Below are 19,229 nucleotides of genomic sequence, written 5' to 3' on the forward strand. Positions count from 1 at the left end.
GATTTTTGGGCTGTTTAGAGAGGAGAACTGATGTCTCAAGTAAAAGGCTTGTGTGTTATGGATGTTGATGGAACCTTAATCCTAGAAGAAGTGATTGATCTTTTGGGAAGAGAGGCAGGTCGTGAGGAGGAAATTTCGCTGATTACAAGTCGGGCAATGCGAGGAGAGTTAGACTTTGAAAGCAGTTTAAGAAAAAGAGTGTCCTTGCTGGAAGGTCTTCCTGTTTCGATTTTTGATAAAGTCTTCAACACTATTCAACTAACGCCAAATGCCCAAGAATTCATTTCCATTCTCAAAAAGAATGGCATTCTAGTTGGTTTACTGTCTGGTGGCTTTACACCAATAGTTGAGAGACTAGCAAGATCTTTAGGAATTGCCTATTTCTCTGCCAACCAACTTGAAGTCAAAGACGGTCTTTTAACTGGAAAATTGATTGGACAAATTATCAGTCCCCAGGTCAAAAAAGAGACTCTGGAACAATGGAGAGAGAAACTAAAACTTTCTAAAGAAAGAACAGTCGCAATCGGTGATGGAGCCAATGATCTATTAATGTTGAAGTCTGCGGGGCTAGGAATCGCCTTTTGTGCCAAAGAAGTGCTCAAAAAAGAAATACCACATCATGTTGACAAGAGGGATTTTTTAGAAGTTCTTCCTTTGATTAACTGTTTATAATGAGGGAAAATATGAAGATTGTAATTGCACCAGATTCATTTAAGGAAAGCTTGACCGCTGAAGAGGTAGCTGAAGCAATAAAAAGAGGCTTCCAACAATCGATAGCAGATGTAGAATGTCTCCTCTGCCCTGTTGGTGATGGGGGAGAAGGTACAGTAGATTCCATTCGACATTCTCTTGACCTTGAAGAAAAATGGATCAAAGTGACAGGACCTTTTGGACAAAAAGAAGCCATGCGCTATTTTCAAAAAGGTCAACTGGCACTATTTGAAGTTGCCGACTTGGTTGGCCTTGGAAAGATTCCGATAGAGAAACGAAATCCACTTCAAATCCAAACTCGTGGTATCGGAGAGTTGATTCGCCATCTCATTGCTAAAGGGATTAAAGATATCTATATCGGTGTTGGTGGCACGGCCAGTAATGACGGAGGAATTGGGATTGCTGCTGGTTTAGGTTATCGATTTTATGATAGGGATGGAAATGTCTTGCCGGCTTGCGGTCAGTCCTTATTAAACTTAGCATCGATGTCAACAGAAAATCGCTATGAAATTCCTGAAGATGTTCAAATTCGTATTTTAGCAGATGTCGTGAGTCCCTTATGTGGTCCTCAAGGTGCGACCTACACTTTTGGCAAACAAAAAGGTTTACATCCTACTATGTTTGCAGTCGTAGATCAGGCAATCCAAGATTTTTATGAAAAAGCCTCATCTGTAACATTGGAAATTAAAGGAGCAGGAGCTGGTGGAGGCATTGCTGGCGGTTTGTGTGCCTTTGCTCAGGCAAATATCGTGTCTGGAATTGATACGTGCCTGGACTTGATCAACTTTGATAAGAAAGTTTCAAATGCTGACTTGGTTATTGTTGGAGAAGGAAGACTAGATTGTCAAAGCTTTGCTGGGAAAGCGCCTATAGGCGTAGCAAAAAGAACCCCTGTCGGAGTTCCTGTCATTGCTATTTGTGGTAGTCTTGCTGAAGATTTACCTTCCCTACCATTTGAAAATATCCAAGCGGCTTTTTCAATTTTGGAGAAAAGTGAACCTCTAGAAGATAGTTTGAAAAATGCCCGTCTCTATTTGGAGCACACGGCTGCCAATATAGGACATTTATTAAATATGCACAAGATTTAGCCAAACCATTTCTTCCAGATGGATGTTTTGGCTGGTTCTTCCTTTTTATCTTCCCAAAGTTTTGCAAAAGCAAGTCGAAGGTCCTTTTCTTCTACTTGTACTGGTGCATTGCTATGAATAATCAGGCCAAAAGGAGAAGAAGTATGCTCATCAGATACAATGGTAGCTTGACTATCAGTTTCTTTAGCTTCTTTTAAGTAGAAAACTTGTTTGTCAAATTCGATATTTGGTGAAATCTTCACAAATAGTGGCTCTGCTTTTTCCTGAAGGTTTTCTAAAATAGATAAAAAACCTTTTTCTAACTGAGGGCTATTTGCTGTGTCAATATCTGCATATCCAAGAACTCTTTCCTCAAAAGTGCCAAGATAGCGTCTTTGCTCATCCGGATTTAATTTTGGCCCACCATGAGCTTTTTCAAGTAATTGTTTTGATAAATCTGTCATGAAAACAGTATATCATAAAAGTTAGAATAAAACAGACAAAAGAAAGCGATTACTTTATAAAGTTAAGGAAAATTTGCACAAAGATAACGTTTTTTCTTGAAAAAGGAGGGGTTTTAAGGTATTATAGAGGTGTAAAAAATTTAACTCATAAGGAGAGTAAAAAATGTCAATTATTACTGATGTTTACGCTCGCGAAGTCCTAGACTCACGCGGTAACCCAACACTTGAAGTAGAAGTTTACACTGAATCAGGTGCTTTCGGACGTGGTATGGTTCCATCAGGAGCTTCTACTGGTGAACACGAAGCAGTTGAACTTCGCGACGGTGACAAATCTCGTTACGGTGGTCTTGGTACACAAAAAGCTGTTGACAACGTAAACAACATCATTGCTGAAGCTATCATTGGCTACGATGTACGTGATCAACAAGCTATCGACCGTGCTATGATCGCTCTTGACGGTACTCCTAACAAAGGTAAATTGGGTGCAAACGCAATCCTTGGTGTGTCTATCGCTGTAGCTCGTGCTGCTGCTGACTACCTTGAAATCCCACTTTACAGCTACCTTGGTGGATTCAACACTAAAGTTCTTCCAACTCCAATGATGAACATCATCAACGGTGGTTCTCACTCTGACGCTCCAATCGCTTTCCAAGAGTTCATGATCTTGCCAGTTGGTGCGCCAACATTCAAAGAAGCTCTTCGTTACGGTGCTGAAATCTTCCACGCTCTTAAGAAAATCCTTAAATCACGTGGTTTGGAAACTGCCGTAGGTGACGAAGGTGGATTCGCTCCTCGTTTCGAAGGAACTGAAGACGGTGTTGAAACTATCCTTGCTGCGATTGAAGCTGCTGGATATGTTCCAGGTAAAGACGTATTTATCGGATTTGACTGTGCTTCATCAGAATTCTACGATAAAGAACGTAAAGTATACGATTACACTAAATTTGAAGGTGAAGGCGCTGCTGTTCGTACATCTGCAGAACAAATCGACTACCTTGAAGAATTGGTTAACAAATACCCAATCATCACTATCGAAGATGGTATGGATGAAAACGACTGGGATGGATGGAAAGCTCTTACTGAACGTCTTGGTAAGAAAGTACAACTTGTTGGTGACGACTTCTTCGTAACAAACACTGACTATCTTGCACGTGGTATCCAAGAAGGTGCTGCTAACTCAATCCTTATCAAAGTTAACCAAATCGGTACTCTTACTGAAACTTTTGAAGCTATTGAAATGGCTAAAGAAGCTGGTTACACTGCCGTTGTATCACACCGTTCAGGTGAAACTGAAGATTCAACAATCGCTGACATCGCAGTTGCAACTAACGCAGGACAAATCAAGACTGGTTCACTTTCACGTACAGACCGTATCGCTAAATACAACCAATTGCTTCGCATCGAAGACCAACTTGGTGAAGTAGCTGAATACCGTGGATTGAAATCATTCTACAACTTGAAAAAATAATCGTTGATTTAACAACGTTTTAAGTCCCTCGGATTTTATCCGAAGGGCTTTTTTTCTGTAAAGGGGGCAAAAAAGGGGCAGTGTTTATGGTATAATAGACAAAAATACATGAATTAGAAAGAAATTATGTCTAAAGAAATTGATATTGAGTACTACCACCAGCTGGCCTTGCAAAAGCAAAAGGAGCACCGTAAAATTTTAGCCAATTTAAAGAAAAAACCACCAAAAAATTTAGATAAGATAGCCCAGCAGATACACCAAGAAGTCTTTGAGGAGATTGATTGTACCGCCTGTGCCAACTGTTGTAAGACTTTGGGACCTGACTTTAAAGAAGCGGATATTACACGAATCGCCAAGTATTTTAAGATGAAATTACCTGCTTTTGAAGCGGAGTTTCTGCAGGTAGATGAAGATGGTGATAAGGTTTTTAAATCCATGCCTTGTCCCTTTCTAGGAGGAGATAATCTCTGTTCCATCTATGACGTTCGTCCAAAGGCCTGTCGTGAATTTCCTCATACAGACAGGAAAAAAATCCATCAAATCAACCATTTGACGATTAAGAATACTTTAACCTGTCCAGCAGCCTATCTCTTTGTTGAGAAATTAAAGGATAAGTTATAGAAATTTAAAGGATAAAAAATTTCTAATAATAACTAACAATATGAAGGGAGAACTCCTGTGCCTAGACCGAAAACAAAAGAGGAGCTAATGCTGGCCTCTAAGGAAAACTATGAAAAGCTCAATCGTTTCATCTCCCAACTAAGTGAAGATGAGCTACAGACTCCATTTGATTTTTCAAGAGACCCAAAGAAAAAAGAAGCTCACTGGAAAAGGGATAAAAATCTACGGGATGTCTTGATCCATCTTTATGAATGGCATCAGTTGCTTTTGACTTGGGTTCATTCTAATCAAAAAGATCACGAAAGACCTTTTCTCCCTGAACCTTATAATTGGAAAACTTATGGAGAAATGAATGTCACTTTTTGGAAGAAGCACCAGAAAACCTCCTTAGAAGAAGCGACTAGACTCCTAGAACAATCACATAGGAAGGTTTTAGAGTTGATAGAATTTTTTAGCAATGACGAACTCTTTACCAAAGGTGTCTATAAGTGGACAGGTGGGACAAGTCTAGGTTCCTACTTTGTTAGTAGCACGTCAAGTCACTATGATTGGGCTCTGAAAAAACTCAAATCACATCAGAAGAATTGTAAGCGTCGCTAGTTAAAGTGGGTATGGATTTTAGAAAAGGTCCTTCTAAGCTTCGAATAGCTTCATTATCGTCATTTTTGGACAATTCTTGCTTTAGAATCCTTCAAAAATTAAAATTTAAAGCAATCAATGGTTTAGAATAGTGCGAAAACATTTAGTTTATAGGAATTCTAGGTCTAGAATTACATGGATATTTATGAGGTTAGGGTATTCGATAGTTAGGATTGTTCTATTCTGAAAGATTTGAGCTGTCAATCTTCTAGAATAGTAGTTTGCCAATGAATTTTGTTGAAAGATTCCTTACCATGCAACGTTAAAGAGGAGAAATCTTATGAAACTCGTATCATCAAATAATTATGCTGCTATTGAGTAAGAAGAGATGAGGTGTCTTGATGGGAGATTATCTCTACATAAAGACGGGGAATGTTACAGTAAACGTAGCTACTGCTTATTTTATGGGAGATCCAATATGTTTAAACTAAGTGATAAAGCCAGAATAATATTTGCTATTATAGGAGCAAGTTCCATATTAGTCAGCATGTATCTTATTCCTCTTATTAAAACTGAGAATAAATTTTGGGAAATAATTTTATTTATATTAGGTGTATTACTAATTGGAATTTCATTACTTATTCCAAAAAAATAAATTTTGGAATAGTATTAGTGAGTAGGTAATCATTTCTTAATAGGATTTTTTAATGCTATTGATGAATGGGATGGAAAAAGTGACAATAAATTAAGAACAGGATGATAGTATTAGGATGGTTATTTTAATTTTGATGGTTGTGGTATTTCTGTATTATGTAATTACAGAGTATTATCAGAATAGTTATATTGACTGTATACTATTTTTAACATTGCTGATTTCTCATTTGATATGGGATTACTATTTTTTACCCATTGACATTTTAGTGGCATTAAGTGGAGTAAATTTGTTGTCAAGATTTTTCAAAAAAAAGAGAAGTCAATAGAGTTGTTAGTGGACTATAAAGATGAAAGGTAAAATGGGGATATTTAAAATGAAACATTTTTTTGCAGGAATTGGTGAGATAAGATTTAGTAATTATCTATTGTCTCTATGTGTAGGACTAGCTCCTCTTTTTCATATCTATGTAATAGGCTCTGAAATGAATTTTGTGAAAATAGTGTTATCTATTTTGGGAATTATATTTGTTTGTATTTTAACTATTGCTCGAATTTATAGAAGATTTTTCTATAATAAAAATAAACTTGACTAGAATAGTATGGATTAGTTAATCAATTGGCTCGATTATTCTTTGTGATACTATACCACTTTTAAGTTTTTACATTAAACAGCTGGCTGAAGTGAAAGTTGTTTATCTTAGAAAGGAAAACTCTCAAATTGTCCTACAAATTTCTACTTTTCGACCTCGACCACACCTTGCTTGATTTTGATGCTGCTGAGGATGTGGCTTTGACACAACTCCTAAAAGAAGAAGGGGTTACAGATATTCAGGCTTATAAAGACTATTACGTTCCTATGAACAAGGCTCTCTGGAAGGACTTGGAGCTGAAGAAAATCAGTAAACAGGAGCTGGTTAACACGCGCTTTTCTCGTTTATTTGGTCATTTTGGACAGGAAAAAGACGGTAGTTTTCTAGCCCAGCGTTACCAATTTTACCTCGCTCAACAGGGACAAACTTTTTCAGGCGCCCATGAACTCTTAGACAACCTCATTGAGCGAGATTATGAGCTATATGCTGCGACAAATGGGATTACTGCCATTCAGACGGGACGTTTGGCTCAATCGGGTCTGGCACCTTATTTCAATCAAGTTTTTATCTCTGAACAGCTGCAAACACAAAAGCCTGATGCTCTCTTTTATGAAAAAATCGGTCAGCAGATTGAAGGTTTTAGCAAAGAAGAGACGCTGATGATTGGAGATTCCCTAACCGCCGACATTCAGGGTGGCAATAATGCTGGAATTGACACTATCTGGTACAATCCTCATCACCTCGAAAATCACACACTAGCCCAGCCGACTTACGAAGTTCATTCTTACCAAGACTTGCTGGATTGCTTAGATAAACTGTAAAAAGTGGTTTCCATAGCCACTTTTTGCTATAATAGAGGCAGTAAAAATGAAGGAGTCGGCTATGGAACACTCGTCTTGGCATGCTTTGATTAAGGCGCAATTACCTGAGGGTTATTTTGGGAAAATCAATCAGTTTATGGAGCAGGTCTATGCTCAGGGTACTGTTTATCCGCCCAAGGAAAAGGTTTTTCAAGCTCTCTTGACAACACCGCTTGAAGAAGTTAAGGTGGTGATTCTAGGGCAAGATCCCTATCACGGGCCAGGTCAAGCGCAGGGCTTGAGTTTTTCTGTACCTGACTCTATTCCAGCACCGCCATCTCTGCAAAATATCTTGACAGAATTGTCAGATGATATCGGCGTTAAGAAATCTCATGATTTGACAGCTTGGGCTGAGCAAGGAGTCTTGCTTCTTAATGCTTGTTTGACGGTTCCTGCTGGACAGGCCAATGGTCATGCTGGTCAGATATGGGAACCTTTTACAGATGCGGTTATTAAGGTTGTCAATAATCTGGATAGACCTGTAGTCTTTGTCCTTTGGGGTTCTTTTGCACGCAAGAAGAAGGCCTTAGTTACCAATCCTCATCACTTGATTATCGAATCAGCCCATCCTAGTCCTTTGTCAGTTTATAGAGGATTTTGGGGTTCCAAGCCTTTTTCCAAGGCCAATGCATTCTTAAAAGAGACAGGACAAGAGCCAATCGATTGGCTTAGATAAGGAGAAAATATGCCTCAGTTAGCGACGATTTGCTACATTGATAACGGAAAAGAACTGCTCATGCTCCATCGTAATAAGAAGCCTAATGATGTCCATGAAGGCAAATGGATTGGTGTGGGTGGTAAGCTAGAGCGAGGGGAGACCCCTCAAGAATGCGCGGCGCGTGAAATCCTCGAAGAAACAGGGCTCAAAGCCAAGCCAGTTCTAAAAGGCGTCATCACTTTTCCTGAATTTACACCAGATTTAGACTGGTACACCTATGTTTTTAAGGTGACAGAGTTTGAGGGGGACTTGATTGACTGTAATGAGGGAACGCTGGAATGGGTTCCCTATGATGAAGTCTTAAGCAAGCCGACTTGGGAAGGTGACCATACCTTTGTTGAGTGGCTTTTAGAGGATAAACCCTTCTTTTCAGCCAAGTTTGTTTATGATGGGGATAAATTGTTGGATACCCAAGTCGATTTCTATGAATAAAGGAGAAAGCAGATGCTACTAATCAAAAATGGTCGTGTAATGGATCCCAAGTCTGGTTTGGATCAAGTTTGTGATGTCTTAGTTCAAGATGGGAAAATTATCAAAATTGCGCCTGAGATTAAAGAAGAAGGAGCAGAGATAATTGATGCTACTGGTCTTGTAGTTGCTCCTGGCTTGGTCGATATTCATGTTCATTTCCGTGAACCTGGTCAAACCCACAAGGAAGATATTCATACGGGTGCCCTAGCAGCCGCTGCAGGTGGTTTTACAACTGTTGTCATGATGGCTAATACCAGTCCAACCATTTCAGACGTGGAGACTTTGCAAGAAGTTCTCCAGTCAGCTGCCAAGGAAAAAATCAATGTCAAGACGGTTGCGACCATTACTAAGAATTTTAATGGCCAAGATTTGACAGACTTTCAGGCACTCTTAGAAGCAGGTGCGGTTGGTTTCTCTGATGACGGTATTCCACTTGAAAGCAGTAAAGTTGTCAAGGAAGCCATGGAGGAAGCTAAAAAGCTTAATACCTTTATTAGTCTTCATGAGGAAGATCCAGGTTTGAATGGGATTCTTGGCTTTAATGAAAATATTGCTAAAGAACATTTCCATATCTGTGGTGCAACTGGGGTGGCTGAGTACGCTATGATGGCGCGTGATGTCATGATTGCCTATGCAACTAAGGCTCATGTTCATATTCAGCATTTGTCCAAGGAAGAAAGTGTTAAAGTAGTGGAGTTTGCTCAAGGTTTGGGTGCGCAAGTCACAGCAGAAGTAGCGCCACAGCATTTTTCTAAGACAGAAGCACTTCTTTTGACACAAGGTAGCAATGCCAAGATGAATCCTCCACTTCGTTTGGAATCAGACCGTCGTGCTGTTATCGAAGGTCTTAAATCAGGCGTCATCACAGTTATAGCGACTGACCATGCGCCTCATCATGCAGATGAAAAAAATGTTGAGGATATTACCAAAGCGCCATCTGGTATGACAGGTTTGGAAACATCCCTATCTCTTGGCTTGACCTATTTGGTGGAAGCTGGTGAGTTAAGCTTGATGGAATTACTTGAAAAAATGACATACAACCCATCCAAGCTTTACAACTTTGAAGCAGGTTACTTGGCTGAGAATGGTCCAGCGGATATTACTATTTTTGATGCTAAGGCTGACCGCCTTGTGGACTCCCATTTTGCTTCAAAAGCAGCTAATTCACCATTCATTGGTGAAACCTTAAAAGGGCAGGTTAAATATACCATCTGTAAGGGACAAATCGTCTATCAAAACTAGGTGGGAGTCTGCTCTGTAAACAAAAAGAATAGAGAGCCTATATGTACCAAACCCATCATTTTAAAGACAAGTTTATCTTATTTTTAAAGATATTTTTCCCTATCCTGATTTATCAATTTGCCAATTATTCTGCATCCTTTGTTGATACGACTATGACAGGCCAATACAATACCATGGACTTGGCTGGTGTATCTATGGCAACCAGTATCTGGAATCCTTTCTTTACCTTTCTAACAGGTATTGTGTCAGCCTTGGTGCCCATCATTGGCCACCATCTTGGGCGAGGTAAAAAGGAAGAAGTTGCGTCTGATTTTTACCAGTTCATCTATCTAGCTTTGGGTCTATCTGTGGTCTTGCTGGGAATGGTACTTTTCTTGGCACCACCAATCTTGAATCATATTGGACTAGAAGCACCAGTGGTGGCAGTAGCAGTTCGTTATCTCTGGTTTTTATCTATTGGAATTATCCCCTTGTTGCTCTTTAGTGTCATTCGCTCCTTGCTGGATTCGCTGGGGTTGACCAAACTGTCCATGTACCTCATGCTTTTGTTACTTCCCTTGAATAGTGGATTTAACTATCTCTTGATTTACGGTGCCTTTGGAGTTCCAGAGCTGGGTGGTGCTGGTTCAGGTTTAGGGACTTCTTTGGCCTACTGGGTCTTGCTTGGGATTTCTGTTCTGGTTTTATTTAAACAGGAGAAGCTCAAAGCCCTACATCTTGAGAAACGAATTCCACTTAATATGAATAAAATCAAGGAAGGAGTTCGCTTAGGTCTGCCTATTGGGGGAACTGTCTTTGCGGAAGTGGCTATCTTTTCCGTGGTTGGCTTGATTATGGCTAAGTTTTCGTCCTTGATTATCGCTAGTCACCAGTCAGCTATGAATTTTTCATCTCTCATGTATGCTTTCCCTATGAGTATCTCATCGGCTATGGCTATTGTCGTTTCCTATGAAGTTGGAGCCAAGCGATTTGATGATGCGAAAACCTATATTGGTCTAGGAAGATGGACTGCCCTCATTTTTGCGGCCTTCACCTTATCTTTTCTTTACATTTTTAGGGGAAATGTGGCCAGTCTTTATGGGAACGACTCAGAATTTATCGATTTGACAGCGCGTTTTTTGACTTACAGCCTTTTCTTCCAGTTAGCAGATACCTTTGCGGCCCCCCTTCAGGGAATTTTGCGGGGGTATAAGGATACAGTGATTCCTTTTTACCTTGGTTTGGTTGGCTATTGGGGCGTAGCAATCCCAGTGGCTATGCTATTTGATTCCCTAACAGATTTTGGAGCTTATTCTTACTGGATCGGCTTGATTATTAGTCTAATTGTGAGTGGGGTTCTCTACCGTTGGCGTTTAACTGTGATTATGAAGAGATTTGAATCTTTAGCAAAATCTAAACGCTAAAAAGTTTGTGAAAAAATATTCTTAATAAGAAAATCCCTTGTTTTCATGGGGTTTTCTTTTTTATTTTGTGAAATTTCTTTTAGAAAAACTTTGACAGTATTTGCTAAAAACGGTAAAATAGTAAGGTAAGAAGAAAGTTAGAAAGGCAAGAAGATGTCAACTTTAGATAAAAATCTTTTGCTAGAGATGTTCCGTAAGATGGAAGAAATCCGTCGTATGGACTTAAAAATTGCACAATTAGTAAAGAAAGGAAAAGTGCCAGGAATGACGCACTTTTCTGTTGGAGAAGAGGCGGCTAACGTGGGTGCTATGTTGGCTCTCAATCCAGATGATCTGATCACCTCAAACCACCGTGGTCACGGACAAGCTATTGCCAAAGGGATTGACCTCAACGGAATGATGGCTGAAATCCTTGGCAAATACACTGGAACCTGTAAAGGTAAAGGTGGTTCTATGCATATTGCTGACCTTGATGCTGGTAACCTCGGTGCCAATGGTATCGTAGGTGGTGGTATGGGAATTGCTGTCGGTGCAGCTCTTAGTCAGCAAATGCAACATACTAGAAAAATCGTTGTCTGCTTCTTTGGAGATGGTGCGACCAATGAAGGTGTTTTCCACGAAGCAGTAAATATGGCTTCTATCTGGAAACTCCCAGTCATTTTCTACTGCATTAACAACGGTTATGGTATCTCTGCGGATATCAAGAAAATGACCAATGTGGAGCATATCCATCAACGTAGTGCTGCATATGGAATTCCTGGAATGTTCATCGAAGACGGTAACAATGTCATCGACGTCTATGAAGGGTTTAAGAAAGCTGTAGACCATGTTCGTGGTGGCAATGGCCCAGTCTTGATTGAAAGTGTCACTTATCGTTGGCTTGGTCACTCATCATCTGACCCTGGTAAATATCGTACACGTGAAGAAGTGGAATTGTGGAAACAAAAAGACCCAATCGAAAATCTTCGCAAATACCTCATTGAAAATACTATTGCAAGCGCCCAAGAATTGGAAGAAATCCAAGGGCAAGTAAAGGAAGCAGTAGAAGCTTCTGTTAAATTTGCAGAGGAAAGTCCATTCCCACCGCTTGAATCAGCCTTTGAAGATATTTACGCAGACTAAGGAGAAAGAGATAAAATGGAAACAAAAACAATGTCCTTCCGTGACACCATTATCCTTGCTATGTCTGAGGAAATGCGTCGCGATGAAAATGTGTTCTTGATGGGAGAAGACGTCGGTGTCTTCGGAGGAGACTTCGGTACTTCTGTCGGAATGCTTGAAGAATTTGGTCCAGAACGTGTTCGTGACTGTCCGATTTCTGAAGCTGCCATTTCTGGAGCAGCAGCAGGAGCAGCCATGACAGGACTTCGCCCAATCGTCGATATGACCTTCATGGACTTTTCTGTTATTGCCATGGACAATATCGTCAACCAAGCTGCTAAAACACGTTATATGTTTGGTGGTAAAGGTCAGGTTCCAATGACTGTTCGTTGTGCAGCTGGTAACGGAGTTGGCTCTGCCGCCCAGCACTCGCAATCTCTAGAGTCTTGGTTTACTCACATTCCAGGACTTAAGGTTGTAGCACCAGGTACGCCTGCGGACATGAAAGGACTGCTTAAGTCTTCTATCCGTGATAACAACCCTGTTATCATTCTTGAGTACAAGTCAGAATTTAACCAAAAAGGGGAAGTGCCAGTTGATCCAGACTACACGATTCCACTTGGAGTTGGGGAAATCAAACGCGAAGGAACGGATGTAACAGTTGTTACTTATGGAAAAATGCTCCGTCGTGTGGTTCAAGCAGCTGAAGAATTAGCAGAAGAAGGCATTTCTGTTGAGATTGTTGACCCACGTACCCTTGTTCCGCTTGATAAGGATATCATCATTAACTCAGTTAAGAAGACTGGTAAGGTTGTTCTGGTAAACGATGCCCACAAAACAAGTGGCTATATCGGTGAAATTTCAGCTATTATTTCAGAGTCAGAAGCATTTGACTATCTAGATGCACCAATCCGCCGCTGTGCAGGAGAAGATGTGCCGATGCCTTATGCACAAAACCTAGAAAATGCAATGATTCCAACAGTTGAAAGCATCAAAGATGCCATCCGTAAAACATATAACAAAGAATAGAATTACATAAGATAAGTTATGTAAATAAAATAAAGCTGACGAGAAACTTTGTATCTTTTAGGTGCTGAGCTCTTCGTCATTAATATTTTATATTCGAACACGGGCTAAAAGCTCGGAAAAAGATAAATCTCCTTGGCTTCGTCGAAGTCATCGTCGATTTCCTATTTTTCAGTCGCTTTTAAATGCCCTTAGTATCATTTAATTGAATTCGGACGGAGGTCTTCGAAAAAAAGATAGATTTCCTTGTGTTCATCGAACACATCGTCAATCTCCTATTTTTTCATTGCCCTCTGCGTCCTTAATATCTTATATTCGAACACGGGCTAAAAGCTCGGAAAAAAGATAAATCTCCTTGGCTTCATCGAAGCCATCGTCGATTTCCTATTTTTCAGTCGCTTTTAACGCCCTTTGTATCATAAATAGAATTGGAGAGGTCATGGCTGATGACAAGCTAAGAGCGACTCCTGCGGCTAGAAAGTTAGCGGATGATTTAGGGATCAACCTCTACGACGTTTCTGGCTCAGGTGCAAACGGTCGTGTCCACAAAGAAGACGTGGAAACTTATAAAGACACAAACGTGGTTCGCATTTCGCCACTTGCAAAACGAATTGCCTTCGAACATAACATTGCTTGGCAGGAAATCCAAGGAACTGGTCATCGTGGTAAAATCATGAAGAAGGATGTTTTGGCCTTGCTTCCTGAAAATATTGAAAATGATACCATCAAGTCTCCTGCTCAGATTGAAAAAGTGGAAGAAGTTCCTGATAACGTAACACCATACGGTGAAATTGAACGTATTCCAATGACACCAATGCGTAAGGTTATTGCCCAACGTATGGTTGAATCATACCTAACTGCACCAACCTTCACCCTCAACTATGAAGTTGATATGACTGAAATGTTGGCTCTTCGTAAGAAGATTCTTGAGCCAATCATGGAAGCAACTGGGAAGAAGACTACTGTAACAGACCTTCTTTCACTTGCAGTTGTTAAGACTCTTATGAAACACCCATACATCAACGCTTCATTGACAGAAGATGGCAAGACCATTATCACTCACAACTATGTCAATCTTGCGATGGCAGTTGGGATGGATAATGGATTGATGACACCTGTTGTTTACAATGCTGAGAAGATGAGTCTTTCAGAACTGGTTGTAGCCTTTAAAGATGTGATTGGCCGTACCTTGGATGGTAAATTGGCTCCAAGTGAGTTGCAAAATTCAACATTTACTATCAGTAACTTGGGAATGTTTGGCGTTCAGTCCTTTGGTCCGATCATCAACCAACCAAACTCAGCTATCCTCGGTGTCAGTTCGACAATTGAGAAACCAGTTGTCGTCAATGGTGAAATTGTGATTCGCCCAATTATGAGTCTTGGTTTAACAATTGACCACCGTGTCGTAGATGGTATGGCTGGTGCTAAGTTTATGAAAGACTTGAAAGAATTGATTGAAAATCCAATCTCAATGTTGATTTAAGAACAAGAGTGTTCATTTTTAAGATATAGATAAAGGAAGGAAGACATGGCCTTAGAAGTAATTATGCCAAAAGCCGGCGTGGATATGACAGAAGGACAAATCGTCCAATGGAATAAAAAAGTCGGAGAATTTGTAAAAGAAGGAGAAATCCTTTTGGAAATCATGACTGATAAAGTCAGTATGGAGTTGGAAGCCGAAGAAGATGGGTACTTGATTGCTATCCTTAAAGGGGACGGTGAAACAGTTCCTGTAACGGAAGTTATCGGTTACCTCGGAGAAGAAGGGGAAAACATCCCAACAGCTGGAGCAACAGTGCCAGAAGCTAGCCCAGAACCTGCAGCAAGTGCCTCAAACGATGATGGTAAGAGCGATGATGCTTTTGATATCGTTGTGATTGGTGGAGGTCCTGCTGGTTATGTTGCAGCCATTAAAGCTGCCCAACTCGGCGGTAAGGTTGCCCTTGTTGAGAAATCTGAACTTGGTGGAACATGCTTGAATCGTGGATGTATTCCAACCAAGACCTACCTTCATAACGCTGAAATTATCGAAAACATTGGTCATGCCGCAAACCGTGGTATCGTGATTGAAAATCCTAACTTCACTGTTGATATGGACAAACTTTTAGAAACTAAATCTAAAGTTGTTAATACTCTTGTTGGTGGTGTTGCAGGACTTCTTCGTAGCTACGGAGTTACTGTTCATAAGGGTATCGGTACTATTACTAAAGACAAGAATGTCTTGGTAAATGGTTCTGAATTGCTTGAAACCAAGAAAATCATCCTTGCCGGTGGTTCAAAAGTCAGCAAGATCAACGTTCCTGGTATGGAATCTCCACTTGTCATGACTAGTGATGACATTCTTGAAATGAATGAAGTGCCAGAAAGCCTTGTTATCATCGGTGGTGGAGTTGTTGGTATCGAACTTGGTCAGGCCTTCATGACATTTGGTTCAAAAGTAACTGTTATCGAAATGATGGACCGTATCGTGCCAGCTATGGATGCAGAAGTTTCTAAGAATCTTCGCTTGATTCTTGAGCGTAAAGGAATGACCATCTTGACTGGTACTAAACTGCAAGAAATCATTGAGGAAAATGGTCAACTTCGTATCAAGGTTGAAGGAAAAGACGATATCATCGCAAATAAAGCTCTTCTTTCAATCGGTCGTGTGCCAGACCTTGAAGGTATTGGAGAGGTTGAGTTTGAATTGGATCGTGGTCGTATCAAGGTCAACGAATACATGGAAACTTCTGTTCCAGGTATCTACGCACCAGGTGATATTAATGGTACTAAGATGTTGGCTCACGCAGCTTTCCGTATGGGTGAAGTTGCTGCTGAAAATGCTCTTAAAGGAAATCATGCTGTTGCCAAATTGAATTTGACTCCTGCAGCTATCTACACTCTTCCTGAAGTAGCAGCAGTAGGGTTGACAGAAGAACAAGCCCGTGAGAAATACGATGTTGCCATCGGTAAGTTCAACTTTGCGGCTAACGGACGTGCCATTGCCTCAGATGCAGCTCAAGGTTTCGTTAAAGTTATTGCGGATAAGAAATACGGAGAAATCCTTGGTGTTCATATCATCGGTCCTGCAGCTGCAGAATTGATTAACGAGGCATCAAGCATTATCGAAATGGAAATTACTGTTGAAGAAATGCTGAAGACTATCCACGGACACCCAACCTACTCTGAAGTGATGTACGAAGCATTTGCAGATGTTTTAGGAATGGCCATCCATTCACCTAAGAAAAAATAAAAGAAAGATAGAATAGACTGGAAAATATCTTTCCAGTCTCTATCGTATAAAGGGATATCATGAAATATATTATCAATCATTCAAACGACACTGCCTTTAATATTGCCTTGGAAGAATATGCCTTTAAACACCTTTTGGATGAGGATCAAATCTTCCTACTTTGGATTAACAAGCCATCTATCATTGTTGGTCGTCACCAGAATACTATCGAAGAAATCAACCGTGATTATGTTCGCGAAAATGGTATTGAGGTGGTCCGCCGTATCAGTGGTGGTGGAGCTGTTTACCACGATTTAAATAACCTCAACTACACGATTATTTCAAAAGAAGATGAAAACAAGGCTTTTGACTTCAAGAGCTTCTCAACTCCAGTTATCAATACTTTGGCTCAACTTGGGGTTAAAGCTGAGTTCACAGGCCGTAATGACCTTGAGATTGATGGTAAGAAGTTTTGTGGCAATGCCCAAGCCTATATTAACGGCCGTATCATGCACCACGGTTGCTTGCTCTTTGACGTTGATTTGTCAGTCCTCGCAAATGCCCTCAAGGTTTCAAAGGATAAATTTGAATCAAAAGGTGTGAAATCCGTCCGTGCTCGTGTCACCAATATTGTCAATGAATTACCAGAAAAAATCACAGTTGAAGAATTCCGTGATTTGCTCTTGGAATACATGAAAAAAGAGTACCCAGAGATGACTGAATACGTTTTTTCTGAGGAAGAATTGGCTGAAATCAATCGCATCAAGGATACTAAGTTTGGTACTTGGGACTGGAACTACGGTAAATCACCTGAATTTAACGTCCGTCGTGGAACAAAATTTACCAGTGGTAAGGTGGAAGTCTTTGCTAACGTTACTGAATCAAAAATCCAAGATATCAAGATTTATGGTGACTTCTTTGGTATTGAAGATGTTGCTGCAGTAGAAGATGTCCTTCGTGGAGTGAAATACGAACGCGAAGATGTCCTCAAAGCGCTAGAAACCATTGATATCACACGCTACTTCGCTGGTATTAGCCGTGAAGAAATCGCTGAAGCGATAGTTGGATAAAACAAAAAGAAGTTGGTTGTAGGACCAGCTTCTTTTTTAAAATTATATATTACATAATTTATTTTATGTATTTCATAAACTATCTAGAGCATTCTTTTGTTCATCATTGACGATATGGGTATAGAGGTCAGTGACTTGTGTACTGGCATGTCCTAGCTGATGACTGACCAAAACTTGCGATTTAGTGGCATCATAGAGCCTGGTTGCTAGCGTATGGCGCAGTTTATGGGGAGTTACACGCACTTTGAAGTCCTCAGAGTACTTAGCAACCATCTTTTCCACGCTGGAAGCATCGATACGATTGGGAACACCTCTATAAAGTGTTAAAAAGAGGGCTGTATCCGTCTTTTCCGTCTTATAGCGTTGATTTCGAATGGCTAGATAATTCTCTAGATAAGGCTTAGCAAAAGCAGCGACATTGACCGAGTCACGTTTGCCACCTTTTCGAGTGACATCAATAACCATCATCTTGAGATTGAGATTCCTTATATCCAGATTAACAGCTTCAGATAAGCGGACACCAGACGCCAAGAGAAGGGAAATAATGGCTAAATCACGTTCTTTATTTTTATTAAATGAAGATAGGGCTCGATTAGAGAGCTGTTGTGGGTACTCTTGGTCAATATAAGTAAGAAAACCTTCTGTTTCATCACCAAGAAAGAGTTTTTGCTTGATGTTTTCAGCTCTGGCAGCAAGTGTTTCTTTCTTTTTCTTAGTTGAAACTTTCTTCATTACATTACGATAAAAATAAGGCTCTCCCTGTTCATTTTCAACTTCCTCAGTCAGATACTTGTAAAGACTAGAAAGTGCTGACAAAGTCCGATTGATGGTTGTCTGAGAAACTCCTTGCTTGGTTGTATTAGCATTCAGCAAAGGACGTTCACGTAGGTAAAGAATAAAAGATTCCATGTCTTTCTTAGACATATTTTCCAAGACCGATAAAGGAATATCAGCCATTTTATCAGCATTTGAAATACCAGAGTCCAAAATCCAGCTGAAAAATCGATCGTATTCCTTGAGGTATTCGTACAAGGTTGTAAAACTATAAGGGACAGCAAGCTTAGATTGGTAGTATTCCAGAACATACCAAGGCATGATTTGTTTTAGCTTGTCGATTCGTTCTAGTAAAATCTCACGTTTCATGATTTTCTCCATAAATAAGTCTACTAGTAGTATAGCATAGACTTATTTATTTTTCAAGAAAATTATAGTTTTTCGGAAAAATGTTATAGAGGACATAGATGCAAAGAAAACTATATTAAAAAAACTAGAAATTTTTTCAATTGTATATTTTGACAATAAAAAACACTTTAATATCAATTTAATGATTTTAGAGTGTTTTTAGCTTGTTTGATTTTAAAGTTGTCGTCCATTCCTCAGAATTACTTGAAGAACAGGAAAAATTCGACAACAAAGTAGTCAATCTATTCAGTTATAAAACCTATGAAGGTCTTTCTGCTGGAACTGGCTACTCCTCTTTGGAGATGGAGATTATACTCTTACTTATTCAACTGAAAATATCCCTAGAGTTTTTAAGATCATTTCATCATCCCAATTTGAAATATCAATCTTTACATTATTATCCATGCATATAACTTTAAGCAATCTTAGTAAATTTTTATCGTCTGCATTTGAGAGTATGTTATCGTAACACTTAATCACATCTTCATTATCAGAAAAAACAATTGGAATTTTCCCTAGAGTTTTATTTAATTCTATCACCTCACCATGATAGTTGTCCTTCAACATAAATCTATTACCAAACAATTCAATAACAAAATCTCGTTTCATTTTTTTACTAAGGTTTTTCATTGATAATATTCTGAAATAAAGACACCAATAATCCCTGATGTGATGACTGAAGTAATTATAGTATTGATAATATTCAATTTAAAACTTCCTTTCATAACTTAATACTTACATTATATCATTGATTAATGATATTTCATTAAAGCGGATACTCAAATTTGTGC

At 39.6% G+C, this 19,229-nt stretch carries 21 protein-coding genes; 18 read left to right on the plus strand and 3 right to left on the minus strand.

The genetic code is table 11. From position 1 onward, the window contains the following. The first annotated feature begins 30 nt into the window (after window positions 1-30). Together serB and O3616_RS03170 are read left to right on the plus strand one after the other, a co-directional pair. Complete coding sequence (gene serB / locus O3616_RS03165; protein WP_371638070.1) at window positions 31-672, plus strand: phosphoserine phosphatase SerB; 642 nt, start codon at window positions 31-33, stop codon at window positions 670-672. Between the two features lie 11 nt (window positions 673-683). Further along, a complete protein-coding gene (locus tag O3616_RS03170; RefSeq protein ID WP_371638071.1) occupies window positions 684-1,799 on the plus strand; it encodes a glycerate kinase in 1,116 nt (371 codons plus the stop codon). Here O3616_RS03170 and O3616_RS03175 read toward each other — a convergent pair. Beyond that, window positions 1,796-2,242 carry a YueI family protein gene (locus O3616_RS03175; RefSeq protein WP_042751216.1) on the minus strand — a complete coding sequence of 149 codons (447 nt, stop codon included), beginning with the start codon at window positions 2,240-2,242 and terminating at the stop codon, window positions 1,796-1,798. The two genes, O3616_RS03170 and O3616_RS03175, sit on opposite strands and share 4 nt — an antisense overlap. 163 nt (window positions 2,243-2,405) lie before the next feature. On the opposite strand from O3616_RS03175, the gene eno reads away from it, so the two are divergent. The 16 genes from eno to O3616_RS03255 all read left to right on the plus strand — a co-directional run bounded on the left by eno (window position 2,406) and on the right by O3616_RS03255 (window position 17,256). Further along, complete coding sequence (gene eno, locus O3616_RS03180; RefSeq protein WP_000022813.1) at window positions 2,406-3,710, plus strand: surface-displayed alpha-enolase; 1,305 nt, start codon at window positions 2,406-2,408, stop codon at window positions 3,708-3,710. A 126-nt stretch (window positions 3,711-3,836) separates the two neighbouring features. After that, entirely contained in the window at window positions 3,837-4,331 is a 495-nt protein-coding gene (locus tag O3616_RS03185) for a YkgJ family cysteine cluster protein (protein ID WP_000031466.1), read from the plus strand. Window positions 4,332-4,388: 57 nt separating this feature from the next. Further along, window positions 4,389-4,931 carry a ClbS/DfsB family four-helix bundle protein gene (locus O3616_RS03190; RefSeq protein WP_371638072.1) on the plus strand — a complete coding sequence of 181 codons (543 nt, stop codon included), beginning with the start codon at window positions 4,389-4,391 and terminating at the stop codon, window positions 4,929-4,931. 457 nt (window positions 4,932-5,388) lie between these two features. Continuing rightward, complete coding sequence (locus tag O3616_RS03195) at window positions 5,389-5,565, plus strand: hypothetical protein (protein ID WP_162837226.1); 177 nt, start codon at window positions 5,389-5,391, stop codon at window positions 5,563-5,565. A gap of 115 nt (window positions 5,566-5,680) precedes the next feature. Next, on the plus strand, window positions 5,681-5,890 hold the full coding sequence (locus O3616_RS03200) for a hypothetical protein (protein WP_049487206.1): 210 nt from the start codon (window positions 5,681-5,683) through the stop codon (window positions 5,888-5,890). 48 nt (window positions 5,891-5,938) lie between these two features. Next, a complete protein-coding gene (locus O3616_RS03205) occupies window positions 5,939-6,157 on the plus strand; it encodes a hypothetical protein (RefSeq protein WP_045612552.1) in 219 nt (72 codons plus the stop codon). A 125-nt stretch (window positions 6,158-6,282) separates the two neighbouring features. Then, on the plus strand, window positions 6,283-6,975 hold the full coding sequence (locus O3616_RS03210) for a YjjG family noncanonical pyrimidine nucleotidase (RefSeq protein ID WP_049487205.1): 693 nt from the start codon (window positions 6,283-6,285) through the stop codon (window positions 6,973-6,975). 61 nt (window positions 6,976-7,036) lie between these two features. After that, on the plus strand, window positions 7,037-7,690 hold the full coding sequence (locus tag O3616_RS03215) for a uracil-DNA glycosylase (RefSeq protein ID WP_070843060.1): 654 nt from the start codon (window positions 7,037-7,039) through the stop codon (window positions 7,688-7,690). Window positions 7,691-7,699: 9 nt separating this feature from the next. Continuing rightward, window positions 7,700-8,164: an 8-oxo-dGTP diphosphatase gene (locus O3616_RS03220; RefSeq protein ID WP_001135768.1), complete on the plus strand. Its 465-nt coding sequence runs from the start codon at window positions 7,700-7,702 to the stop codon at window positions 8,162-8,164. A gap of 12 nt (window positions 8,165-8,176) precedes the next feature. Continuing rightward, complete coding sequence (locus O3616_RS03225; RefSeq protein ID WP_049487203.1) at window positions 8,177-9,445, plus strand: dihydroorotase; 1,269 nt, start codon at window positions 8,177-8,179, stop codon at window positions 9,443-9,445. A gap of 41 nt (window positions 9,446-9,486) precedes the next feature. Next, window positions 9,487-10,848 carry a sodium-coupled multidrug efflux MATE transporter PdrM gene (pdrM, locus tag O3616_RS03230; protein WP_371638073.1) on the plus strand — a complete coding sequence of 454 codons (1,362 nt, stop codon included), beginning with the start codon at window positions 9,487-9,489 and terminating at the stop codon, window positions 10,846-10,848. 153 nt (window positions 10,849-11,001) lie between these two features. Next, window positions 11,002-11,970, plus strand: a complete 969-nt coding sequence (locus tag O3616_RS03235) for a thiamine pyrophosphate-dependent dehydrogenase E1 component subunit alpha (RefSeq protein WP_371638074.1) — start codon at window positions 11,002-11,004, stop codon at window positions 11,968-11,970. A gap of 15 nt (window positions 11,971-11,985) precedes the next feature. Continuing rightward, window positions 11,986-12,978 carry an alpha-ketoacid dehydrogenase subunit beta gene (locus tag O3616_RS03240; protein ID WP_000448714.1) on the plus strand — a complete coding sequence of 331 codons (993 nt, stop codon included), beginning with the start codon at window positions 11,986-11,988 and terminating at the stop codon, window positions 12,976-12,978. Between the two features lie 436 nt (window positions 12,979-13,414). After that, on the plus strand, window positions 13,415-14,458 hold the full coding sequence (locus O3616_RS03245; protein ID WP_371638075.1) for a dihydrolipoamide acetyltransferase: 1,044 nt from the start codon (window positions 13,415-13,417) through the stop codon (window positions 14,456-14,458). Between the two features lie 45 nt (window positions 14,459-14,503). After that, window positions 14,504-16,207 carry a dihydrolipoyl dehydrogenase gene (gene lpdA / locus O3616_RS03250; RefSeq protein WP_371638076.1) on the plus strand — a complete coding sequence of 568 codons (1,704 nt, stop codon included), beginning with the start codon at window positions 14,504-14,506 and terminating at the stop codon, window positions 16,205-16,207. 59 nt (window positions 16,208-16,266) lie between these two features. Further along, window positions 16,267-17,256 carry a lipoate--protein ligase gene (locus O3616_RS03255; protein ID WP_371638077.1) on the plus strand — a complete coding sequence of 330 codons (990 nt, stop codon included), beginning with the start codon at window positions 16,267-16,269 and terminating at the stop codon, window positions 17,254-17,256. 72 nt (window positions 17,257-17,328) lie between these two features. Here O3616_RS03255 and xerS read toward each other — a convergent pair whose 3' ends face one another. Both xerS and O3616_RS03265 read right to left on the minus strand, forming a co-directional pair. After that, on the minus strand, window positions 17,329-18,399 hold the full coding sequence (gene xerS, locus O3616_RS03260; RefSeq protein WP_371638078.1) for a tyrosine recombinase XerS: 1,071 nt from the start codon (window positions 18,397-18,399) through the stop codon (window positions 17,329-17,331). 360 nt (window positions 18,400-18,759) lie between these two features. Beyond that, window positions 18,760-19,068: a hypothetical protein gene (locus O3616_RS03265; protein ID WP_371638080.1), complete on the minus strand. Its 309-nt coding sequence runs from the start codon at window positions 19,066-19,068 to the stop codon at window positions 18,760-18,762. Between the last annotated feature and the right edge of the window lie 161 nt (window positions 19,069-19,229).

It is taken from the genome of Streptococcus sp. 27098_8_86, from assembly GCF_041432595.1.
Taxonomy (GTDB): Bacteria; Bacillota; Bacilli; order Lactobacillales; family Streptococcaceae; genus Streptococcus; species Streptococcus pneumoniae_F.

What these genes read in the sequence shown, in the direction of transcription:
- serB (WP_371638070.1), top strand. Translation starts at nt 31, where the DNA reads ATGTCTCAAGTAAAAGGCTTGTGTGTTATGGATGTTGATGGAACCTTA.
- O3616_RS03170 (WP_371638071.1), top strand. Translation starts at nt 684, where the DNA reads ATGAAGATTGTAATTGCACCAGATTCATTTAAGGAAAGCTTGACCGCT.
- O3616_RS03175 (WP_042751216.1), bottom strand. Translation starts at nt 2,242, where the DNA reads ATGACAGATTTATCAAAACAATTACTTGAAAAAGCTCATGGTGGGCCA.
- eno (WP_000022813.1), top strand. Translation starts at nt 2,406, where the DNA reads ATGTCAATTATTACTGATGTTTACGCTCGCGAAGTCCTAGACTCACGC.
- O3616_RS03185 (WP_000031466.1), top strand. Translation starts at nt 3,837, where the DNA reads ATGTCTAAAGAAATTGATATTGAGTACTACCACCAGCTGGCCTTGCAA.
- O3616_RS03195 (WP_162837226.1), top strand. Translation starts at nt 5,389, where the DNA reads ATGTTTAAACTAAGTGATAAAGCCAGAATAATATTTGCTATTATAGGA.
- O3616_RS03200 (WP_049487206.1), top strand. Translation starts at nt 5,681, where the DNA reads ATGGTTATTTTAATTTTGATGGTTGTGGTATTTCTGTATTATGTAATT.
- O3616_RS03205 (WP_045612552.1), top strand. Translation starts at nt 5,939, where the DNA reads ATGAAACATTTTTTTGCAGGAATTGGTGAGATAAGATTTAGTAATTAT.
- O3616_RS03215 (WP_070843060.1), top strand. Translation starts at nt 7,037, where the DNA reads ATGGAACACTCGTCTTGGCATGCTTTGATTAAGGCGCAATTACCTGAG.
- O3616_RS03220 (WP_001135768.1), top strand. Translation starts at nt 7,700, where the DNA reads ATGCCTCAGTTAGCGACGATTTGCTACATTGATAACGGAAAAGAACTG.
- O3616_RS03225 (WP_049487203.1), top strand. Translation starts at nt 8,177, where the DNA reads ATGCTACTAATCAAAAATGGTCGTGTAATGGATCCCAAGTCTGGTTTG.
- pdrM (WP_371638073.1), top strand. Translation starts at nt 9,487, where the DNA reads ATGTACCAAACCCATCATTTTAAAGACAAGTTTATCTTATTTTTAAAG.
- O3616_RS03235 (WP_371638074.1), top strand. Translation starts at nt 11,002, where the DNA reads ATGTCAACTTTAGATAAAAATCTTTTGCTAGAGATGTTCCGTAAGATG.
- O3616_RS03240 (WP_000448714.1), top strand. Translation starts at nt 11,986, where the DNA reads ATGGAAACAAAAACAATGTCCTTCCGTGACACCATTATCCTTGCTATG.
- O3616_RS03245 (WP_371638075.1), top strand. Translation starts at nt 13,415, where the DNA reads ATGGCTGATGACAAGCTAAGAGCGACTCCTGCGGCTAGAAAGTTAGCG.
- lpdA (WP_371638076.1), top strand. Translation starts at nt 14,504, where the DNA reads ATGGCCTTAGAAGTAATTATGCCAAAAGCCGGCGTGGATATGACAGAA.
- O3616_RS03255 (WP_371638077.1), top strand. Translation starts at nt 16,267, where the DNA reads ATGAAATATATTATCAATCATTCAAACGACACTGCCTTTAATATTGCC.
- xerS (WP_371638078.1), bottom strand. Translation starts at nt 18,399, where the DNA reads ATGAAACGTGAGATTTTACTAGAACGAATCGACAAGCTAAAACAAATC.
- O3616_RS03265 (WP_371638080.1), bottom strand. Translation starts at nt 19,068, where the DNA reads ATGAAAAACCTTAGTAAAAAAATGAAACGAGATTTTGTTATTGAATTG.